This window comes from Streptomyces sp. NPDC056128, assembly GCF_042263835.1.
Lineage (GTDB): Bacteria > Actinomycetota > Actinomycetes > Streptomycetales > Streptomycetaceae > Streptomyces.
Genome location: NZ_JBHJVQ010000011.1, coordinates 62,320 through 78,094, shown reverse-complemented (window position 1 = coordinate 78,094; position 15,775 = coordinate 62,320). Strand labels below are relative to the sequence as shown.

17 protein-coding genes are annotated in these 15,775 nt (G+C 72.4%); 9 read left to right on the top strand and 8 right to left on the bottom strand.

Features of this window, described 5'->3' with window-relative positions; genetic code table 11:
• Nucleotides 1–12 precede the first annotated feature (12 nt).
• Genes ACFC1X_RS21890 through ACFC1X_RS21875 form a run of 4 tightly spaced genes read left to right on the top strand, consistent with a single transcriptional unit; the run spans nt 13 to nt 3,496 of the window.
• Nucleotides 13–819 (top strand): ABC transporter permease, encoded by an 807-nt coding sequence (locus ACFC1X_RS21890; protein ID WP_376356063.1) that lies wholly within the window; start codon nt 13–15, stop codon nt 817–819.
• Nucleotides 812–1,654, top strand: coding sequence for an ABC transporter permease (locus ACFC1X_RS21885; RefSeq protein ID WP_376356062.1), 843 nt, complete (start codon nt 812–814; stop codon nt 1,652–1,654). Before ACFC1X_RS21890 ends, ACFC1X_RS21885 begins: the two co-directional genes overlap by 8 nt.
• 21 nt (nt 1,655–1,675) lie before the next feature.
• Entirely contained in the window at nt 1,676–2,671 is a 996-nt protein-coding gene (locus tag ACFC1X_RS21880; RefSeq protein ID WP_376356060.1) for an ATP-binding cassette domain-containing protein, read from the top strand.
• A 33-nt stretch (nt 2,672–2,704) separates the two neighbouring features.
• Nucleotides 2,705–3,496 (top strand): DUF1707 domain-containing protein, encoded by a 792-nt coding sequence (locus tag ACFC1X_RS21875; RefSeq protein ID WP_376356058.1) that lies wholly within the window; start codon nt 2,705–2,707, stop codon nt 3,494–3,496.
• Nucleotides 3,497–3,509: 13 nt separating this feature from the next.
• Here the strand turns inward: ACFC1X_RS21875 and ACFC1X_RS21870 are convergent, their stop codons facing one another.
• Nucleotides 3,510–4,874, bottom strand: coding sequence for an SGNH/GDSL hydrolase family protein (locus tag ACFC1X_RS21870; RefSeq protein WP_376356056.1), 1,365 nt, complete (start codon nt 4,872–4,874; stop codon nt 3,510–3,512).
• A gap of 163 nt (nt 4,875–5,037) precedes the next feature.
• Here ACFC1X_RS21870 and ACFC1X_RS21865 point away from each other — a divergent pair, with 163 nt between their 5' ends.
• The 3 genes from ACFC1X_RS21865 to ACFC1X_RS21855 all read left to right on the top strand — a co-directional run bounded on the left by ACFC1X_RS21865 (nt 5,038) and on the right by ACFC1X_RS21855 (nt 8,427).
• Nucleotides 5,038–6,456: a DUF445 domain-containing protein gene (locus tag ACFC1X_RS21865; protein WP_376356054.1), complete on the top strand. Its 1,419-nt coding sequence runs from the start codon at nt 5,038–5,040 to the stop codon at nt 6,454–6,456.
• A gap of 106 nt (nt 6,457–6,562) precedes the next feature.
• Nucleotides 6,563–8,041 (top strand): MFS transporter, encoded by a 1,479-nt coding sequence (locus ACFC1X_RS21860; protein ID WP_376356052.1) that lies wholly within the window; start codon nt 6,563–6,565, stop codon nt 8,039–8,041.
• Between the two features lie 26 nt (nt 8,042–8,067).
• Nucleotides 8,068–8,427 carry a VOC family protein gene (locus tag ACFC1X_RS21855; RefSeq protein ID WP_376356050.1) on the top strand — a complete coding sequence of 120 codons (360 nt, stop codon included), beginning with the start codon at nt 8,068–8,070 and terminating at the stop codon, nt 8,425–8,427.
• 223 nt (nt 8,428–8,650) lie between these two features.
• Here the strand turns inward: ACFC1X_RS21855 and ACFC1X_RS21850 are convergent, their stop codons facing one another.
• Entirely contained in the window at nt 8,651–8,953 is a 303-nt protein-coding gene (locus ACFC1X_RS21850) for a hypothetical protein (RefSeq protein WP_376356048.1), read from the bottom strand.
• A 227-nt stretch (nt 8,954–9,180) separates the two neighbouring features.
• On the opposite strand from ACFC1X_RS21850, the gene ACFC1X_RS21845 reads away from it, so the two are divergent.
• Nucleotides 9,181–10,071 (top strand): alpha/beta fold hydrolase, encoded by an 891-nt coding sequence (locus ACFC1X_RS21845; RefSeq protein ID WP_376356046.1) that lies wholly within the window; start codon nt 9,181–9,183, stop codon nt 10,069–10,071.
• A gap of 154 nt (nt 10,072–10,225) precedes the next feature.
• The gene (locus ACFC1X_RS21840; RefSeq protein WP_376356044.1) at nt 10,226–10,699 is read left to right on the top strand and encodes a carboxymuconolactone decarboxylase family protein; all 474 of its coding nucleotides are present in this window, start codon (nt 10,226–10,228) and stop codon (nt 10,697–10,699) included.
• Between the two features lie 64 nt (nt 10,700–10,763).
• On the opposite strand, the gene ACFC1X_RS21835 is transcribed toward ACFC1X_RS21840, so the two are convergent.
• The 6 genes from ACFC1X_RS21835 to ACFC1X_RS21810 are packed head-to-tail and all read right to left on the bottom strand — an operon-like array spanning nt 10,764 to nt 15,608.
• Nucleotides 10,764–11,990 (bottom strand): cytochrome P450, encoded by a 1,227-nt coding sequence (locus ACFC1X_RS21835; RefSeq protein ID WP_376356042.1) that lies wholly within the window; start codon nt 11,988–11,990, stop codon nt 10,764–10,766.
• Nucleotides 11,991–12,001: 11 nt separating this feature from the next.
• Nucleotides 12,002–13,222 carry a cytochrome P450 gene (locus ACFC1X_RS21830; RefSeq protein ID WP_376356040.1) on the bottom strand — a complete coding sequence of 407 codons (1,221 nt, stop codon included), beginning with the start codon at nt 13,220–13,222 and terminating at the stop codon, nt 12,002–12,004.
• A complete protein-coding gene (locus ACFC1X_RS21825; RefSeq protein ID WP_376356038.1) occupies nt 13,219–13,860 on the bottom strand; it encodes an ATP/GTP-binding protein in 642 nt (213 codons plus the stop codon). The genes ACFC1X_RS21830 and ACFC1X_RS21825 overlap by 4 nt, the downstream gene beginning before the upstream one ends.
• Nucleotides 13,838–14,191 (bottom strand): DUF742 domain-containing protein, encoded by a 354-nt coding sequence (locus ACFC1X_RS21820; RefSeq protein ID WP_376356037.1) that lies wholly within the window; start codon nt 14,189–14,191, stop codon nt 13,838–13,840. Before ACFC1X_RS21820 ends, ACFC1X_RS21825 begins: the two co-directional genes overlap by 23 nt.
• Nucleotides 14,188–14,619, bottom strand: coding sequence for a roadblock/LC7 domain-containing protein (locus ACFC1X_RS21815; RefSeq protein ID WP_376356035.1), 432 nt, complete (start codon nt 14,617–14,619; stop codon nt 14,188–14,190). The genes ACFC1X_RS21820 and ACFC1X_RS21815 overlap by 4 nt, the downstream gene beginning before the upstream one ends.
• A gap of 2 nt (nt 14,620–14,621) precedes the next feature.
• Complete coding sequence (locus tag ACFC1X_RS21810) at nt 14,622–15,608, bottom strand: ATP-binding protein (protein ID WP_376356033.1); 987 nt, start codon at nt 15,606–15,608, stop codon at nt 14,622–14,624.
• Nucleotides 15,609–15,775: the final 167 nt, after the last annotated feature.

The window sequence follows — 15,775 nt, the reverse complement described above, 5'->3', positions numbered from 1 at the left end:
AGGGGGAGGGCCGTGCGCGTGGGCTCGGGGCGGTTGTACGTGGCCGTCGCGGCGGGGGGATTCAGACGGTACGCGACCTATCGTGCGGCCACCGCCGCCGGGGTGTTCACCAACACGGTCTTCGGACTGATTCTGGTCTACACCTATCTGGCCCTGTGGGAGGAGAATCCGCAGCTCGGGGGATACGACCAGGCGCAGGCCGTGACGTTCGTCTGGCTGGGGCAGGCCCTGCTGGCGGCGCTGGCGATCGGGGGCGGGGGGTTCGAGAACGAGTTGATGGAGCGCATCCGTACGGGTGACATCGCCGTCGATCTGTACCGGCCGGCCGACCTCCAGCTGTGGTGGCTGGCGGCGGACCTGGGGCGGGCGGTGTTCCAGCTGCTGGGGCGCGGGGTCCTGCCGTTCGCGTTCGGGTCGCTGGTCTTCCCGGTGGCCCTGCCGGGGGAGGTGTCGAGATGGGCGGCGTTCCTGGTGGCGGTGGTGCTGGGGGCGGCGGTCAGTTTCGCGCTGCGGTACCTGGTGGCGCTCTCGGCGTTCTGGCTGATGGACGGCACGGGGGTGACGCAGATGATGTGGCTCGCGGGATTCTTCTGTTCGGGGATGCTGCTTCCGCTGAACGTGTTCCCGGGCGCGCTCGGCGAGGTGGTCCGGATGCTGCCGTGGTCGTCGCTGCTCCAGGCGCCGGCCGACGTGCTGCTCGGCGAGGCCGACGCGCTGGGGACGTTCGTCTTCCAGGCCGCGTGGGCGGTGGCGCTGCTGGCGGTGGGGCGGCTGATGCAGTCGGCGGCGACACGACGGGTGGTGGTCCAGGGTGGCTGAGACGGCGCGGGTGGACCGGGAGCGCGGCCGGGTCGCGGAGGGGGTGCGGACGTACGGCCTGATCGCCACGATGTGGATCAGGTCGACGATGGCCTACCGGACGTCGTTCGCGCTGACGACGTTCGGGAACTTCGCGGCGACCGCGCTGGACTTCGTGGCGGTCCTGCTGATGTTCTCCCGCGTCGACGCGCTGGGCGGCTGGTCGCTGGGCGAGGTGGCGTTCCTGTACGGGGTGGCGGGGGTGTCCTTTGGGCTGGCCGACCTGGCGGTCGGTTCGATGGAACGGCTGGGCCGGCGGGTGCGCGACGGCACGCTGGACACGCTGCTGGTGCGCCCGGCGCCGGTGCTGGCGCAGGTGGCGGCGGACCGGTTCGCGCTGCGCCGCCTCGGCCGGGTGACGCAGGGGGTGCTGGTGCTGGTCTACGCCCTGGTGCTGCTGGACATCGACTGGACGGCGGCGAAGCTGCTGCTGATGCCGGTGATGCTGCTCAGCGGGGCGGGGATCTTCTGCGCGGTGTTCGTGGCGGCGGCGGCGTTCCAGTTCGTGGCGCAGGACGCGGCGGAGGTGTCGAACGCGTTCACGTACGGCGGCACGACGATGCTGCAGTATCCGCCGACCGTGTTCGCGCTGGACCTGGTGCGGGGGGTGACCTTCGTGGTGCCGCTGGCCTTCGTCAACTGGCTGCCGGCGGGCTATGTGCTGGACCGGCCCTTCCCGCTGGACCTGCCGGAGTGGGTGGCGTTCACGTCGCCGCTGGTGGCGGTGGCCTGCTGCGCGCTGGCGGGGCTGGCCTGGCGGGCGGGGCTGCTTTCGTACCGGAGTACAGGGAGCTGACGAGTGAGGGAGCCGACGGCGATGACCGAGGGGGACACCGCCGCGCCGCAGGGCGCGGCCTTCATCGAGCTGGACGGCGTCGAGAAGGTCTTCGACGTGCGCAGGAAGACGGGTTTCCTGAAGCGGGAGCGGCGTGAGGTGCGGGCCGTGGACGGGCTGTCCTTCACGGTGGCGCGCGGCGAGATGGTCGGCTACATCGGGCCGAACGGCGCCGGGAAGTCGACGACGATCAAGATGCTCACCGGCATCCTGACGCCGAGCGGGGGCCGGCTGCGGGTGGCGGGGATCGACCCGTCCCGGGAGCGGACTCGGCTGGCTCACCGCATCGGGGTCGTGTTCGGGCAGCGGACGACGCTGTGGTGGGACCTGCCGCTGATCGACTCCTACCGGCTGATGCACCGCATGTACCGGATCCCGGACGCCCGTTACCGGGAGAACCTGGACCGCTGCGTGGAACTGCTCCAGCTCCAGGAACTGTTGGACGTGCCGGTACGGCAGCTCTCGCTGGGCCAGCGGATGCGCGGCGACATCGCGGCGGCGCTGCTGCACGACCCCGAGGTGCTGTACCTGGACGAGCCGACGATCGGCCTGGACGTGGTGTCGAAGGCCAAGGTGCGGGGATTCCTGCGGGACTTGAACGCGGAGCGCGGCACGACGGTGCTGCTGACCACGCACGACCTCCAGGACATCGAGCAGCTGTGCTCGCGCGTGATGGTCATCGACCACGGGCGGCTGATGTACGACGGTCCGCTGGCGGGGCTGCACGAGGCGGGGGAGAGCGAGCGGACGCTGGTGGTGGACCTGGAGCGGGAGTTGCCGCCGATCGAGGCGCCGGCGCCCGCGCGGGTGGTGCGGGTGGAGGGGCCGCGGCAGTGGCTGGCGTTCCCGGCGTCGGCGTCGGCGGCGGGGCTGGTGGCGCGGATCGCCGCGGAGTATCCGCTGGTGGACCTGTCGGTGCGGGAACCGGACATCGAAGCGGTGATCGCCAAGATGTACGCGGAACGCGCGAGCGCGTAGTGCCCGGCGCGGTGACCTCGTAGGCTGCTGTACATGACCGACGACGCCCCGGAGCTCCGCGCCTCCGACGCCGACCGTGAACGAGTCGCCGAGGTCCTGCGGGACGCCCTCGCGGAGGGCCGCCTCGACATGACCGAGTTCGAGGAGCGGCTGGACGCCACCTACCGCGCGCGGACCTACGGGGAACTGGCGCCGATCACCCGGGACCTGCCGGACGGTACGGCGGTGGTGGTGCCCAAGGTGTCGATGACCAAGGAGCCGGCGGCCACGGGGGACTGGGCGGGCCGGATCACCGGCGGTGAGCCCTCGTCGACCTGGGCGGTCGCGGTGATGTCCGGGTTCCAGCGCAAGGGCCGCTGGACGGTGCCCCGGCGGTTCAACTCGTTCGCGTTCTGGGGCGGCGGGGACATCGACCTGCGCGAGGCGAACTTCGCGGACGGCGAGGTCGTGATCAACTGCGTCGCGATCATGGGCGGGATGAACGTGATCGTGCCGCCCGGTGTCGAGGTGATCGTGCGCGGCATCGGGATCATGGGCGGCTTCGACCACAACGAGGAGGGCGTCCCCGGCGACCCGGGCGCCCCGCGCGTGATCGTGACCGGCTTCGCCTTCTGGGGCGGCGTCGGCGTCGAACGCAAGCTGACCCGCGCGGAGAAGCTCCGGATCAAGGAGGAGCGCCGCCAGGAGAAGCTGGAACGCCGCCAGTCCCGGGGGCGGGACCCGCTGGAGCGCGACTCCGACCCCAAGGAACTGGACCCCTCCCGCCACACCTTCCACGACCTGCACGGCGACCGGCGGGAACGGGAGCGCCGCCGGGACTCCTGACGGCCGGGGCGGGTCACGCCTCGACCGGGACCGCGCCCTTCAGGGAGTCCAGGTCGAGGACCTGGCCCATGCGGGCGTACCCCTTGTCGCTGGGGTGCAGGTGGTCCCCGCTGTCGTAGTCGCCGCGGAGGCGGCGCGGGTCGTAGGCGTCGCGCAGGGCCCTGTCGAAGTCGACGACCTCGTCGAACACGCGGCCGGACCGGATCTCCTCGTTGACCTGCTGCCGCATGGCCTCGCGGGCCGGCGTGTAGTTCCGGTAGCCGCCGAACGGCATGATCGTCGCGCCGACGACCCGCAGCCCCCGCGCGTGCGCCCGGTCGACCAGCGTGCGCAGGCCGTCGAGGATGGAGTCCCGGTCGGCGAGTTTCGGGCTGTTCAGGATGTCGTTGACGCCGAGGACAATCACGACGACCTTGACGTTGGTGCGTTGCAGCACGTCCCGCTCGAAACGGCTCAGCGCGCTCGGGTTGTCGGCGGGCCGCCCCGCCCTGCTGGTCAGGATCCGGTTGCCGCTGATGCCCTGGTTGACGACGCTGTAGCGGGGCGCGTCCCGCCCGTCCCCGGCCGCGTCGTGCAGCCGCTCGGCGAGCACGTCGGTCCAGCGGTTGTTGGCGTTGGTCTCGGAGCCGAAGCCGTCGGTGATCGAGTCGCCGATCGCGACGACGGTGCCGTGGGCCTCGTTGCTCAGCACGTCCAGCGCCGTCAGGTAGCGCCAGTACGGCGTCTCGGTGGTGTACGCGACGGCCGTGACGTCCGCCGTGCGGTCGCCGTCGGCCAGGTAGCTGGTCTGCCGGGCCTGCGGGTGGTAGGTGACCGGGCCGGAGGGCACCGGGGAGTACGTGGTGACCAGGACGTCCGCGCCGTACGGGACGGCGATGCGGGCGATGTCGCTCATCACCTGGCCGCCCGCCGGGATGATCACCCGGGGGCTGCCGCGGAAGGTGAGCCGGCGCATCGTGTCGGCGACCGCGGCCGCCGTGTCGGGGCCGGCGGCCAGCGCGATGGAGGCGTGCGTGACGGTCAGCGGCGACTGCCCGTACAGGTTGGACAGGGTGATCCGCGCGCTGGTGCCGCCGACCCCTGCGTGCACGACGTTGCGTACCGAACGGCCCGCCATGCCCGTCGTCTCGGTGCCCGGCTCGGCGGCCGCCGGCGAGGTGGACCACGCGCCGACCCACGAGCCGGTGGAGGCGGGAGCGGCGTCACCGCGCGGGAAACGACCGCCCGCGAGCGGTGACTGGTCCGTGCTGCCGTCGTCCGCGGACGCTCCGGCGTATATGGCCGCGGAAATCGCCACTATCAAGGTGACGATCGCTGCGAGCAGGGCACGGTGCTTGGTGGGAGGTGCCCCCGCACCCCCGTCACGACCCCGGGTCATGTTGTGCTGTTCTCCTCGGGCGAGGGGAGCCCCGAGGCTCCGGTCCGATGAACCCATGATGAGGCATGGGCCGGGGAAAGGCCGCACCAGCCCTGGGCGTTCCCCCTCACGGACAGACGCAGGGAACTTGTGTTCCGTTCCAGGAGTCGGTCAGGAAGGGACAATGTGTGCGGGACGGATCAGCGAACGGGTGGAGCGGATGGAACGCACGAAGGCGGAACTTCCCGGCGGTTCCGGGGATACCGGGGGTGCCGGGGAGCGCCCGGGGACCGGCGCGGGCGCCCGCGGACCCGGCGCGGGGGCGTTCCGTGACCGCGCGATGACCTCCTTCAGCCCGGCCGACGAGGAAAAGCGCCGCGGCGTACGCCGAATGAAGCTCACCGCGACCGGACTGCTGCTGTTCGTCGCCGTGGTGTACGTGCTGGCCGAGTGGGCCTCCCACCGCGGCGCGGGCCCCTGGGCGGGCTATGTCGGCGCCGCCGCCGAGGCCGGCATGGTCGGCGCGCTCGCCGACTGGTTCGCGGTCACCGCCCTCTTCCGCCACCCGCTCGGCATCCCCATTCCGCACACCGCGATCATCCCCAAGAAAAAGGACCAGCTCGGCGTCTCTCTGGGTGAGTTCGTCGGCGAGAACTTCCTCTCCGAGGACGTCGTGCGGCAGCGGCTGCGCGCCGTCGGCATCGGCAGCCGGCTCGGCGCCTGGCTCGCCGTGCCCGAACACGCCGACCGGGTGACGGCCGAGCTGTCCGCGGCCCTGCGCGGCGCCCTCACGGTGCTGCGCGACTCCGACGTGCAGGCCGTGGTGGGGGAGGCGATTACGCGCCGGGCCGACGCGCAGGAGATCGCCCCCGGCATCGGCAAGCTGCTGGACCGGATCGTCACCGACGGCGGCCACAAACGCGCCGTCGACCTGGTCGTCTCCCGCGCCCACGACTGGCTGATCCTGCACGGCGACTCCGTGATGGACGCCGTACAGGGCGGGGCGCCCGGCTGGACGCCCCGGTTCGTGGACAAGAGGGTCGGCGAGCGGGTCTACAAGGAGCTGCTGCGCTTCGTCACCGAGATGCGCGACATGCCCGCCCACCCGGCGCGCGGCGCCCTCGACCGCTTCCTCGCCGACTTCGCCTCCGACCTCCAGTCCGACACGGACACCCGCGCGCGCGTGGAGCGGCTGAAGACCGAGGTGCTGGGCCGCGGCGAGGTCCAGGACCTGATCGCGTCCGCCTGGACGGCCGTACGGTCGATGATCGTCTCGGCGGCGGAGGACGAGCGCAGCGAACTGCGGCTGCGGGTCCGGGCCTCGCTGCTCTCCCTGGGCGCCCGGATGGCCTCCGACCCCAAGGTGCAGGGCAAGGTCGACGGGTGGGTGGAGGGCGCCGCGGTGTACGTGGTGACGACCTACCGCCGCGAGATCACGTCCCTGATCACCGACACGGTGGCGAGCTGGGACGCCGAGCACACCACCAAGAAGATCGAGGCGAACATCGGCCGCGACCTCCAGTTCATCCGGATCAACGGCACGGTGGTCGGCTCGCTGGCCGGGCTGCTGATCTACACGGTCTCCCGCATGCTGGGGGCGTAGGCCCCGTCCGGCTCCGGTCCGGCGGGCCTTCTGCCACCCGGCGCGGCGGGCGTGTTCCCTCCGGTGCCGGGCACAAGGGAGGCGTTCGCTCGACGGAGAGGGAGCCATGACAGCAGAATCGTCGTCGGGTTCGGTGCCCGCCTCCACCGGGACCGTCACCACGGCCGTCCCGGCCCGCCTGGACCGCCTGCCCTGGTCGCGATGGCACTGGATGATCGTGATCGGCCTCGGCACCGTCTGGATCCTGGACGGTCTGGAGGTCACGATCGTCGGCAATGTCGCCGGCCGCATCGCCGAGGACGGCAGCGGTCTCGACATCAGCTCCGCGCAGATCACCGGCCTCGCCGCCGCCCTGTACGTGGCGGGCGCGTGCTCCGGCGCCCTGTTCTTCGGCTGGCTGACGGACCGCTACGGGCGCAAGAAGCTGTTCATCACGACGCTGGTCGTCTACCTGGCGGCGACCGCGCTGACCGCGCTGTCGTTCGAGTCCTGGTGGTTCTTCCTCTTCCGGTTCCTCACCGGTTTCGGCATCGGCGGCGAGTACGCGGCCATCAACTCCGCGATCGACGAGCTGATCCCGTCCCACTACCGGGGCCGGGTCGACCTCATCATCAACGGCAGTTACTGGCTGGGCGCGATCGGCGGCGCACTGCTGTCCATCGTCATGCTGGACACCGACATCTTCCCCAAGGACCTCGGCTGGCGGCTCAGCTTCGCCCTCGGCGTGGTCCTCGGCCTGGTCATCCTGCTCGTACGCAGGCACGTGCCGGAGAGCCCACGCTGGCAGTTCATCCACGGCCAGGGCGAGAAGGCGGACGCCCTCGTCTCGTCCGTCGAACGGGAGATCGAGGAGGAGAAGGGCGAGAAGCTGCCGCCGCCGGCCGGTGAGATCACCATCCACCAGCGCAAGAGCATCGGCTTCGGTCTGATCGCCAAGACCGTCTTCCGCCGCTACCCGCGCCGCGCCGTCCTCGGCCTCTCCCTCTTCATCGGCCAGGCCTTCCTCTACAACGCCATCACCTTCGGCTTCGGCACCATCCTCATCACCTTCTTCGACGTGCCGACCGGCAGCACCGGCTACTACTTCGCCGTCATCGCCGCCGGCAACTTCCTCGGCCCGCTGCTCCTCGGCAAGCTCTTCGACACGGTCGGGCGCCGGATCATGATCTCAAGTACGTATCTGCTGTCCGGCGTGCTGCTCTTCGGCACGGCGTACCTGTTCGACCGCGGCTCGCTCACCGCCACGACGATGACGGCGTGCTGGTGCGTGGTGCTGTTCTTCGCGTCGGCGGGCGCGTCCAGCGCGTACCTGACCGTTTCCGAGATCTTCCCGATGGAGACCCGGGCCATGGCCATCGCCTTCTTCTACGCCCTCGGCACCGCCGCCGGCGGCATCAGCGGCCCGCTGCTCTTCGCCGACCTGACGGAGTCCGGCGTGGTCGGCGACACTGTTCTGGCCTTCCAGGTCGGCGCCGGGCTGATGTGCGCGGCCGGTCTGGTGGCGGCGTTCCTGGCGGTGAAGGCGGAACGCCGCTCGCTGGAGGACATCGCCGAACCGCTGTCCTCGGTGAAGGCACAGCCCTAGGGAACAACGGGATCAGGAGCCACCCGATGACCATCCGCAGAATCGTCCCCAACATGCACATCGAGTCCGAGGAACTGTGGAACTCGAGCCGCGACTTCTACGGGCTCCTCGGCTTCGAGGAGGTCATGGACATGGGCTGGGTGACGACCCTGGCCTCGCCGTCCAACCCCACCGCCCAGATCAGCCTCTTCACCGAGGAACGCACCGCGCCCGTCGTCCCCGACCTGAGCGTGGAGGTCGAGGACGTCGACGCGGTCTACACCCAGGTGGCCGCGTCGGGCGCGGAGATCGTACGGGAGCCGCGGGACGAGGAGTGGGGCGTACGCCGCTTCTTCGTACGGGACCCGACCGGCCGGGTCATCAACGTCCTGACCCACCGCTCCTGACCCGGCTCTCCTCCGGCCGGTCATCAAGGGCTGACCCGCCGCCCCCGCCGCCCGTCCGCTCAGCCGCGCCGGTCGGCCACCGCCCAGGAGGCCAGGGCCACCGCGCCGGCCATGCCGAGGACGGCGGGCCAGGCGCCCACCATGCCGGCCAGGGGCGGGAGCTGCGAGGCCCGCCGCGTGGGGGCATCAAGGGCTGACTCGCCGCTCTTGAACGCCCGTCCGCTCAGGCGCGCCGGTCGGCCACGGCCCAGGAGGCCAGGGCCACCGCGCCTGCCATGCCGAGGACGGCGGGCCAGGCGCCCACCTTCTTGGCCAGGGGGTGCGACCCGGCGAAGCCCGCCACGTAGGCGGCCGTCAGGGCGCCGGCGGCCGCACCGCCGGCCCGCTGCCGCCACTGCTGTGCGGCGGCGGCCCCGGCCACGGCCAGCACGGCCCCGCCCAGCTCCCGCCGCTTGGTCCAGCGGGCCACGCCGTACCCGCCGACGAGCCCGCCCGCGGCGACCGCCGCGCTGGGAACCTTCGCCATCTCTGCCTCCTGCCACGCCACCGACTGATGGTTCCGAGGCTAATCACCGTCGCGCCCGGCGCACGCGCCGGGGTGAGGCCCGGACGGGTGACCGGGTGAGCGCCCCTCTCGCGCCCGTCGGCGGCCGCGTACCCCCCGTTCGGCCGCAGGCCGTGCCCTGGCCGCGTCACTTCCGGGTATCCGCACGGTCAGCGGGTGGACGGACCGACCGAGGGAGCGCGCAGCCGATGAACACGCAGAGTCCCGGCACGGACCGGCCCCGCGCCCGGTCGGTCCGGGTGGACGGAGCGAGGGTGGCCTGCTGGGAGTCGGGCCCGCCCGACGCCGAACCCGTGCTGCTCCTGCACGGCTACCCCGCCAACCACCACTGCTGGCGCCACCAGGTCCCGCCCCTCGCGGCCCGCCACCGGGTCGTCGCCCCGGACCTGCTCGGCTGGGGCGAGTCCGACCGCCCCCTCCACCTGCCCTTCGACTACGACACCGAGGTCGCCCGGATCGGCCGGCTGCTGGACGCCCTGGGGCTCGACTCGGTGAACCTGGTCGGCCACGACTACGGCGGCTTCCTCGCCCTGGGCTTCACCGAGACCCACCCCGCGCGGGTGCGCCGCCTGGCCGTCCTCAACAGCCGCGCGCACGCCACGTTCACCCGCCGCTGGTACGCCGCCTTCAGCCTGATCGGCCTCGCCGGACGCACCCCCGCACTCCGGCCCGTCGCGCTGCGCCTGCCGTACGCCGCCCTCCACCGCCGCACCTTCGCCCCGCTCGTCCGCGCGGGCCATCTCGACGCCCGTCTCCTGGAGTCCTACGTCGACTGGATGGACACCCCGGAGGGCCGCCGCTGGCTGCTCCACTACTTCGGTGACTACCGCACCCCGCCCCGCCCCGAGCTGCGCCGCCGCCTGGGCGCGGTGACCTGCCCGACGGCGGTGGTCTGGGGCCGCGCGGACCCGTATCTGAGCCCGGACATCGCGACCGGGCTGGCCGCGGCCGTGCCCGGCGCCGAACTGACGATGCTGGACGACGCGGGGCACTGGGTGATGGACGAACGCCCCGCCGAGGTCACGGCAGCCCTGCTCGGGCTGCTGGAACGACCCGAACGGCCCGAACGGCCCGAATGACCCACCCCGAACGGGTGAGACGCAGGTCATATCCGCGGACTTCCGTGGCCTGTCACATCACACCCGCGCGCTCCGTCGTAGCGGTGTAGCCCCAGAGCGCACCACCGGCCACCTGGCCGGACCGGTCGGACCACCCACGACGGAGGAACCCCTCATGGAAGCTCGACTCAACCTGTTCTCCAACCCCCTCGCCGGCAAGCTCCTGCGCCACATCAACTCGGCGGGCAAGGCCGTGACCGACTCGACGCTGCCGGCCGCGACCCAGGAACTGGTCAAGATCCGCGCCAGCCAGATCAACGGCTGCGGCATGTGCCTCGACATGCACACCAAGGACGCCGCGAAGGCGGGGGAGACCTCGCTGCGGCTCAACCTGATCGCCGCCTGGCGCGAGGCCAAGGTCTTCACCGACGCCGAGCGCGCCGCCCTCGAACTGACCGAGCAGGGCACCCGCATCGCCGACGCGGGCGGCGGCGTCACCGACGAGGCGTGGGCGAAGGCCGCCGAGCACTACGACGAGGAACAGCTGACCGCGCTGGTCGGACTGATCGCCCTCATCAACACGTACAACCGCCTGAACGTCATCACCCAGCAGCCGGCGGGCGACTACGAGCCGGGCATGTTCGGCTGATCCGCGGCGCCTCCCGGCCGGTGGACGGCACGCCCCGAACGCCGGGGCGCGCCGTCCCGGCGGGTCAGCCGGCGTACAGCCGGACCGGCAGCCGCTGGTGGCCGTTGCTGATCAGCGAGGGCACGGGCGGCAGTTCCTCCGCCGGATCGGCGAGGTGGATGCCGGGGAAGCGGTCGAAGAGGCTCTGCAGCGCGAGTACGACCTCCATGCGGGCCAGCGGAGCGCCGAGGCAGAAGTGCACGCCGTGGCCGAACGCCAGATGGTCCTTGACCACGCGCGCCGCGTCGAAGGTGTCGGCGTCGGTGTGCCAGTCCGGGTGCCGGTTGGCGGCGGCGTACGAGGCGAGGATCGCCTCCCCGCGGGCGATGGTCTGCCCGTCCGGCAGGGCGATGTCCGTGACCGCGTACCGCAACGGCAGGTGCTTGACCGCCGGTTCGTGACGCAGCGTCTCCTCCACGACGTCGCCCCAGGTGACCGCGCCCTTGCGGACCAGTTCCAGCTGGTCGGGGTGGGTCAGCAGGGTGTGCGCGGCCTGGTCGATGACGTTGACGGTGGTCTCGTAGCCGGCGCTGATCATCAGCAGCAGCGTGTCGCGCAGTTCCTCGGGGGAGAGCCGGGCACCGTCCTCCTCGTCGTCCCGGGCCGCGATGAGCAGCGACGTCATGTCGTCGCCCGGCGTGGCCCGCTTGTCGGCGATCAGCTCGTCCAGGACCCCGTACAGGCGGGCGGCGTTGGTCTGCGCCTCGGCCTGGCTCAGCGTCGTGTCGAAGACGCCGTCGACGAGGGCGCGGAAGCCCTCCCGCTGCTCCTCGGGCACGCCCATGAGGTGACCGATCACCGCGATGGGCAGCGGATACGCCAGCTCCTGCCGCAGATCGACCGGCCGGTCGGCGGGCAGCTCCGCGAGCCGGTCGATCAGCCCGGCGACCATCCCCTCGACGGCCGGCCGCATCGTGGCGATGCGACGGGCGCTGAAGGCCGGGGCCACCAGCCGGCGCAGCTTGCGGTGGTTGGGGCCGTACGCGGTGAACATGTTCTCCACCGCCACCCACAGGGCGAGCGGCCAGGTGCCCACCACCGCACCGAAGGCGGGCCAGTGCGCCCGCGCGTCCTTGGAGACGTCCGGACTGGTCAGGAGCTGTTTGAGCAGGGCGGGATCGGTGATCGACCAGGCTTCCACGCCGAGCACGTCCACCCGCGTGGCCGGGCCGCGCTCCCGCAGGGCGCGGTGCTCGGCGTGATGACCGGCACCGGTGGGGTCGAGGACGAGGGGAGACTGCTGGGTCGCCATGACCTGGCTCCTTAGTGTGCGGCGGGGAAGGTGACGGGCAGCGATTCCAGGGCCCGGTGGAACGGGCCGGGACGCCAGGTGAGGTCGGCGAGGGGGCGGGCGAGGTCCGTCTCCGGCAGCGCGTCCAGGAGGTGCGTGACCGCGGTCTCCGCGATGAGGTAGGCGTGCGAACGGGCGGGGCAGGAGTGCGGGCCGATGCTCCAGGCCAGATGGGCCCGGTTGCCCGTGTGCCGGCCCTCGGGCACGCCCTCCGTCAGGGCCGGGTCGTTGTTCGCGGCCGCCATCGAGATCACCACCGGCTGGTCGGCCGGCAGCAGCACCCCCTCCACGTCGATGGGGTACGGGGGATAGGAGATGCAGTAGTTGGCCATCGGCGGGTCGGTGTAGAGGACGGCGTCGAGCGCGTCGCGCACCGTGGACAGCCCGGCGTGCAGGTCGGCGGAGAACTCCTCGTCGGTGAGGATCTTCAGGATCGTGTTGCTGATCAGGTTGGTCAGCGGCTCGATCCCGGCACCGTAGAGCGTGACGAGCTGATGGCCCATCTCCTCGTCGGTCAGCTCGGCGGGGTGCAGCGTCAGCCGGGACGTGATGTCGTCGCCGGGGTGCCGGCGGCGCAGCGTCACGAGGTCGGACACGGCCTGGGCGAGGATCTCGTTGCCGCGCTGGGCGTTCGTGGTGTCGAAGATCTTCGCCATGCCGTCGGCGATGCGCTGCCCGATCTCGTCCGGGCAGCCCAGCAGCGCGCTCAGGACGCTGAAGGCGATGGGGAACGAGTACTGGGTGAGCAGGTCCGCCGAGCCGACGGTGCGGAACCCGTCGATGGCACCGTCGGCGACCTTCTCGACGAGGGCGCGCAGTCCGTGCTGGTCGACCTTCTCGATGGCGTGGGTGTTGGCGGACCGGTAGCGGGCGTGCTCGGCGCCGCCCGAGCGCAGCGCGTTGGGCCGCCACTCCATCATCGGCCGGACCGGGCAGGTCGCCGGGATCAGCTTCTCCCAGGCACGCGGGTCGGCCGGGAAGCGCAGCGGGTCGTTGAGGATGCGGCGGGCCTGGTAGTAACCGATCACCAGGGTCGCGGGGACACCGGGCGCCAGATCGACGGGGACGAGCGGACCGTGGGTGCGCCGCATGCGCCGGTACGCGGCGTGCGGATCCGCCGCGAACTCCGGGTCGTACAGGGCGATCCGGCCCGGTGGGCTCGTCGGCGCGGGCTCGGCGGAGGGCAACGTCATGGGCGGGACTCCAGGAGGGCGTCGGCCGAGCGGTGCTCGCGCTGTTGCTTGTGCTCGGAGAGGTACTCGGTGAGCGTGATCAGGGCGTGCAGCGAGGACGTGCGGTCGCGGGCGTCGCAGGCCGTCAGGGGGGTGGCGGGTTCCAGGGCCAGCGCCTCGCGCAGCTCGGCCTCGGGGTAACCCGGCGCGCCGGGAAAGGTGTTGATGGCGACGGCGTACGGGATGCCCGCGCCGTCCAGGAGACCGAGGGCGTCGTGGGAGGCGTCGAGGTCGCGGGTGTCGGCCAGCACGAGACAGCCGAGGGCGCCCTCCGCCAGGTCCTCCCACAGCGGCTGGAACCGGGACTGCCCCGGCAGCCCGAACAGGTACAGCGCGAGCCGCCCGTCGGCCATGTGGATGCGGCCGAAGTCCATCGCCACGGTCGTCGTCGTCTTGTGCGGGGTGCCGCGCAGGTCGTCCACGCCGGCGCTGGCCTGCGTGATGGGTTCCTCCATCCGCAGCGGCCGTACCTCCGAGACGCTGCCGATGAACGTCGTCTTGCCGACGCCGAAGCCGCCCGCGACCACGATCTTGGCCGACCGCGTCACCGAGGCCGGGACGTAGGTGACGGGCGGGTCAGACCATGGAGCGCAGTCCACGGAGTACCTCCTGCAACAGGTCGAAGTCGGGCTGGTGCTCGGTCGCGGCGACCGGGCTGGACAGGTGGCCGGAGTCCATCAGCGAGGAGACGAGGATGCGCACCGTGGAGGGCGGCAGCTCCAGCGCGGCGGCGATGTCGGCGACGGCCAGGCCGCCCTCCGCGCCGGCGAACAGCCGCATCACCCGGCGGGCGTCCGGGGCGAGGGTGTCCGTGGGGCCGGTCGCGGCGATGACCACGCTCTCCGCGCGCACGTCCTCGCGCGCCCGGACCTGGCCCCCGGTACGGACGTAGGGCCTGACCATGTCGGGGTCACGCCGCGGCCCCGTCATGCCGTCGAGCCGCCTTCCGCGCCCTCCGCGACCGGCACGCGCTCCGCCGTGCCCAGCTCGTGCCCCACCCGGGTGGCCAGCCGCACCATGTGATGGGAGATCAGCCCGACGTCGGCGTCGGGGCCGGTCGTGCACACCGACAGCATGGTGTTCTTCGCGGCGGTGGTCGTCAGTCCGATGCAGCCGACCGACTCGATCAGCAGCTGGCGCATGCCCGCCCCGCCGGTGAACTCGTCCCAGGCCTTGCCCGCCGCCCGCAGCGCCGCGGTCAGCGCCGCGAACTTCTCCCCGTCGTCCTGGCCGATCGTCGTCGTACGGGCCTTCAGCAGCCCGTCGCTGCTCATCAGCACGGCGTAGCGGACGCCCTCGACGGTGCCGAGTTCCTGGTCGAGCAGCCAGCCCAGGCTGTTGGTGTGTGTGTCTTGCACGATCAGTGTCCTTCGTCGTGAGCGGCGTCGCGGGCGGCCGGGTGGGGGGCCTGGTGGGGGGCGTGGTGGGCGGCGGTGCGGGTGGCTTCGCGGGGTGCGTCCCGGTCCGTGCGGGTGGCTTCGCGGGGCGTGTCCTCGTCCGTGCCCCGGGCGGCCGGTGCGGGCTCCCCGTCGCGCCCGCGCCGGGTGCCGGCGGCCCAGGCGGCGGCGACGGCCGGACGGCCGGGCTCGGTGTCGGCGGCCGGTGCGGGGCGTGGCCGCGACGGGGTGGGGGCGGGGGAGCGGCGGCGGACGGTGAGGCCGCTGGCGGTGGTGGTGGGGGTGGGTGCGGGGGGCGTTGGGGGTACGGGTGCGGGTGCGGGTTCCGGGCTCGGGGCGGCGGGTTCGTGCTCCGGCGGCGTGGGCTCGTGCTCCGGTGTGGGCTCGTGCGCGGGCTCGGTGATGAGGGCTGGCGCGGGGGCGGGGACGGGCACCGGGGGCGTGGGGTCGGCGGCCGACGGCGCGACGGGCACGGCCGCGGGCTGCGCCGTCCCCGCGGCGGCAGTCCCCGACGCAGCGCCCGCCGCGGGATCGACGAGCAGGTTCTTCGGCAGGACGACCATGGCCCGGGTCCCCTGGTAGATGTTCGGTGCGGTCAGTTCGACGCGGAAGCCGTAGTTCTCCGCGAGCAGGGAGGCGACGCGCAGCCCGGTCTGGGGGTGGGCGCCGAGGCGGGTGATGTCGTCGCGCTGCTCGCCGGACATCACGTTGCCGGCCCACAGCAGCCGCTCGTCGTCCATGCGCAGTCCGGCGTCGTCCACGATCAGGAAGCAGGCGTGGTACCCCTGTTCGAGCGAGACGTGGACACTGGCGGCGGGCGGGGAGTAGCGCAGCGCGTTGTCCAGCAGGACGGCGAGCGCGTGCACGACCGCCTCCACCGCGCGCCCCTCGACCACCACGGACCCCATCTCGGGGTGCTTGATCCGCTCGTACCCCTCGATCCGGCCCATCGCCGCGCGTGTGATGTCGGTCAGCGAGGTGGCGGGCCAGCGCCGGGACAGCTTGTCCCCGGCGAGTAACGGAGTACCCCGACGCGGTGAGCAGCATCTGCTGCGCGAGGTGGTCGATCTCCACCAGCGTCGCGTACGCCTCGTCCGAGATGTGCCGCCGTACGCCC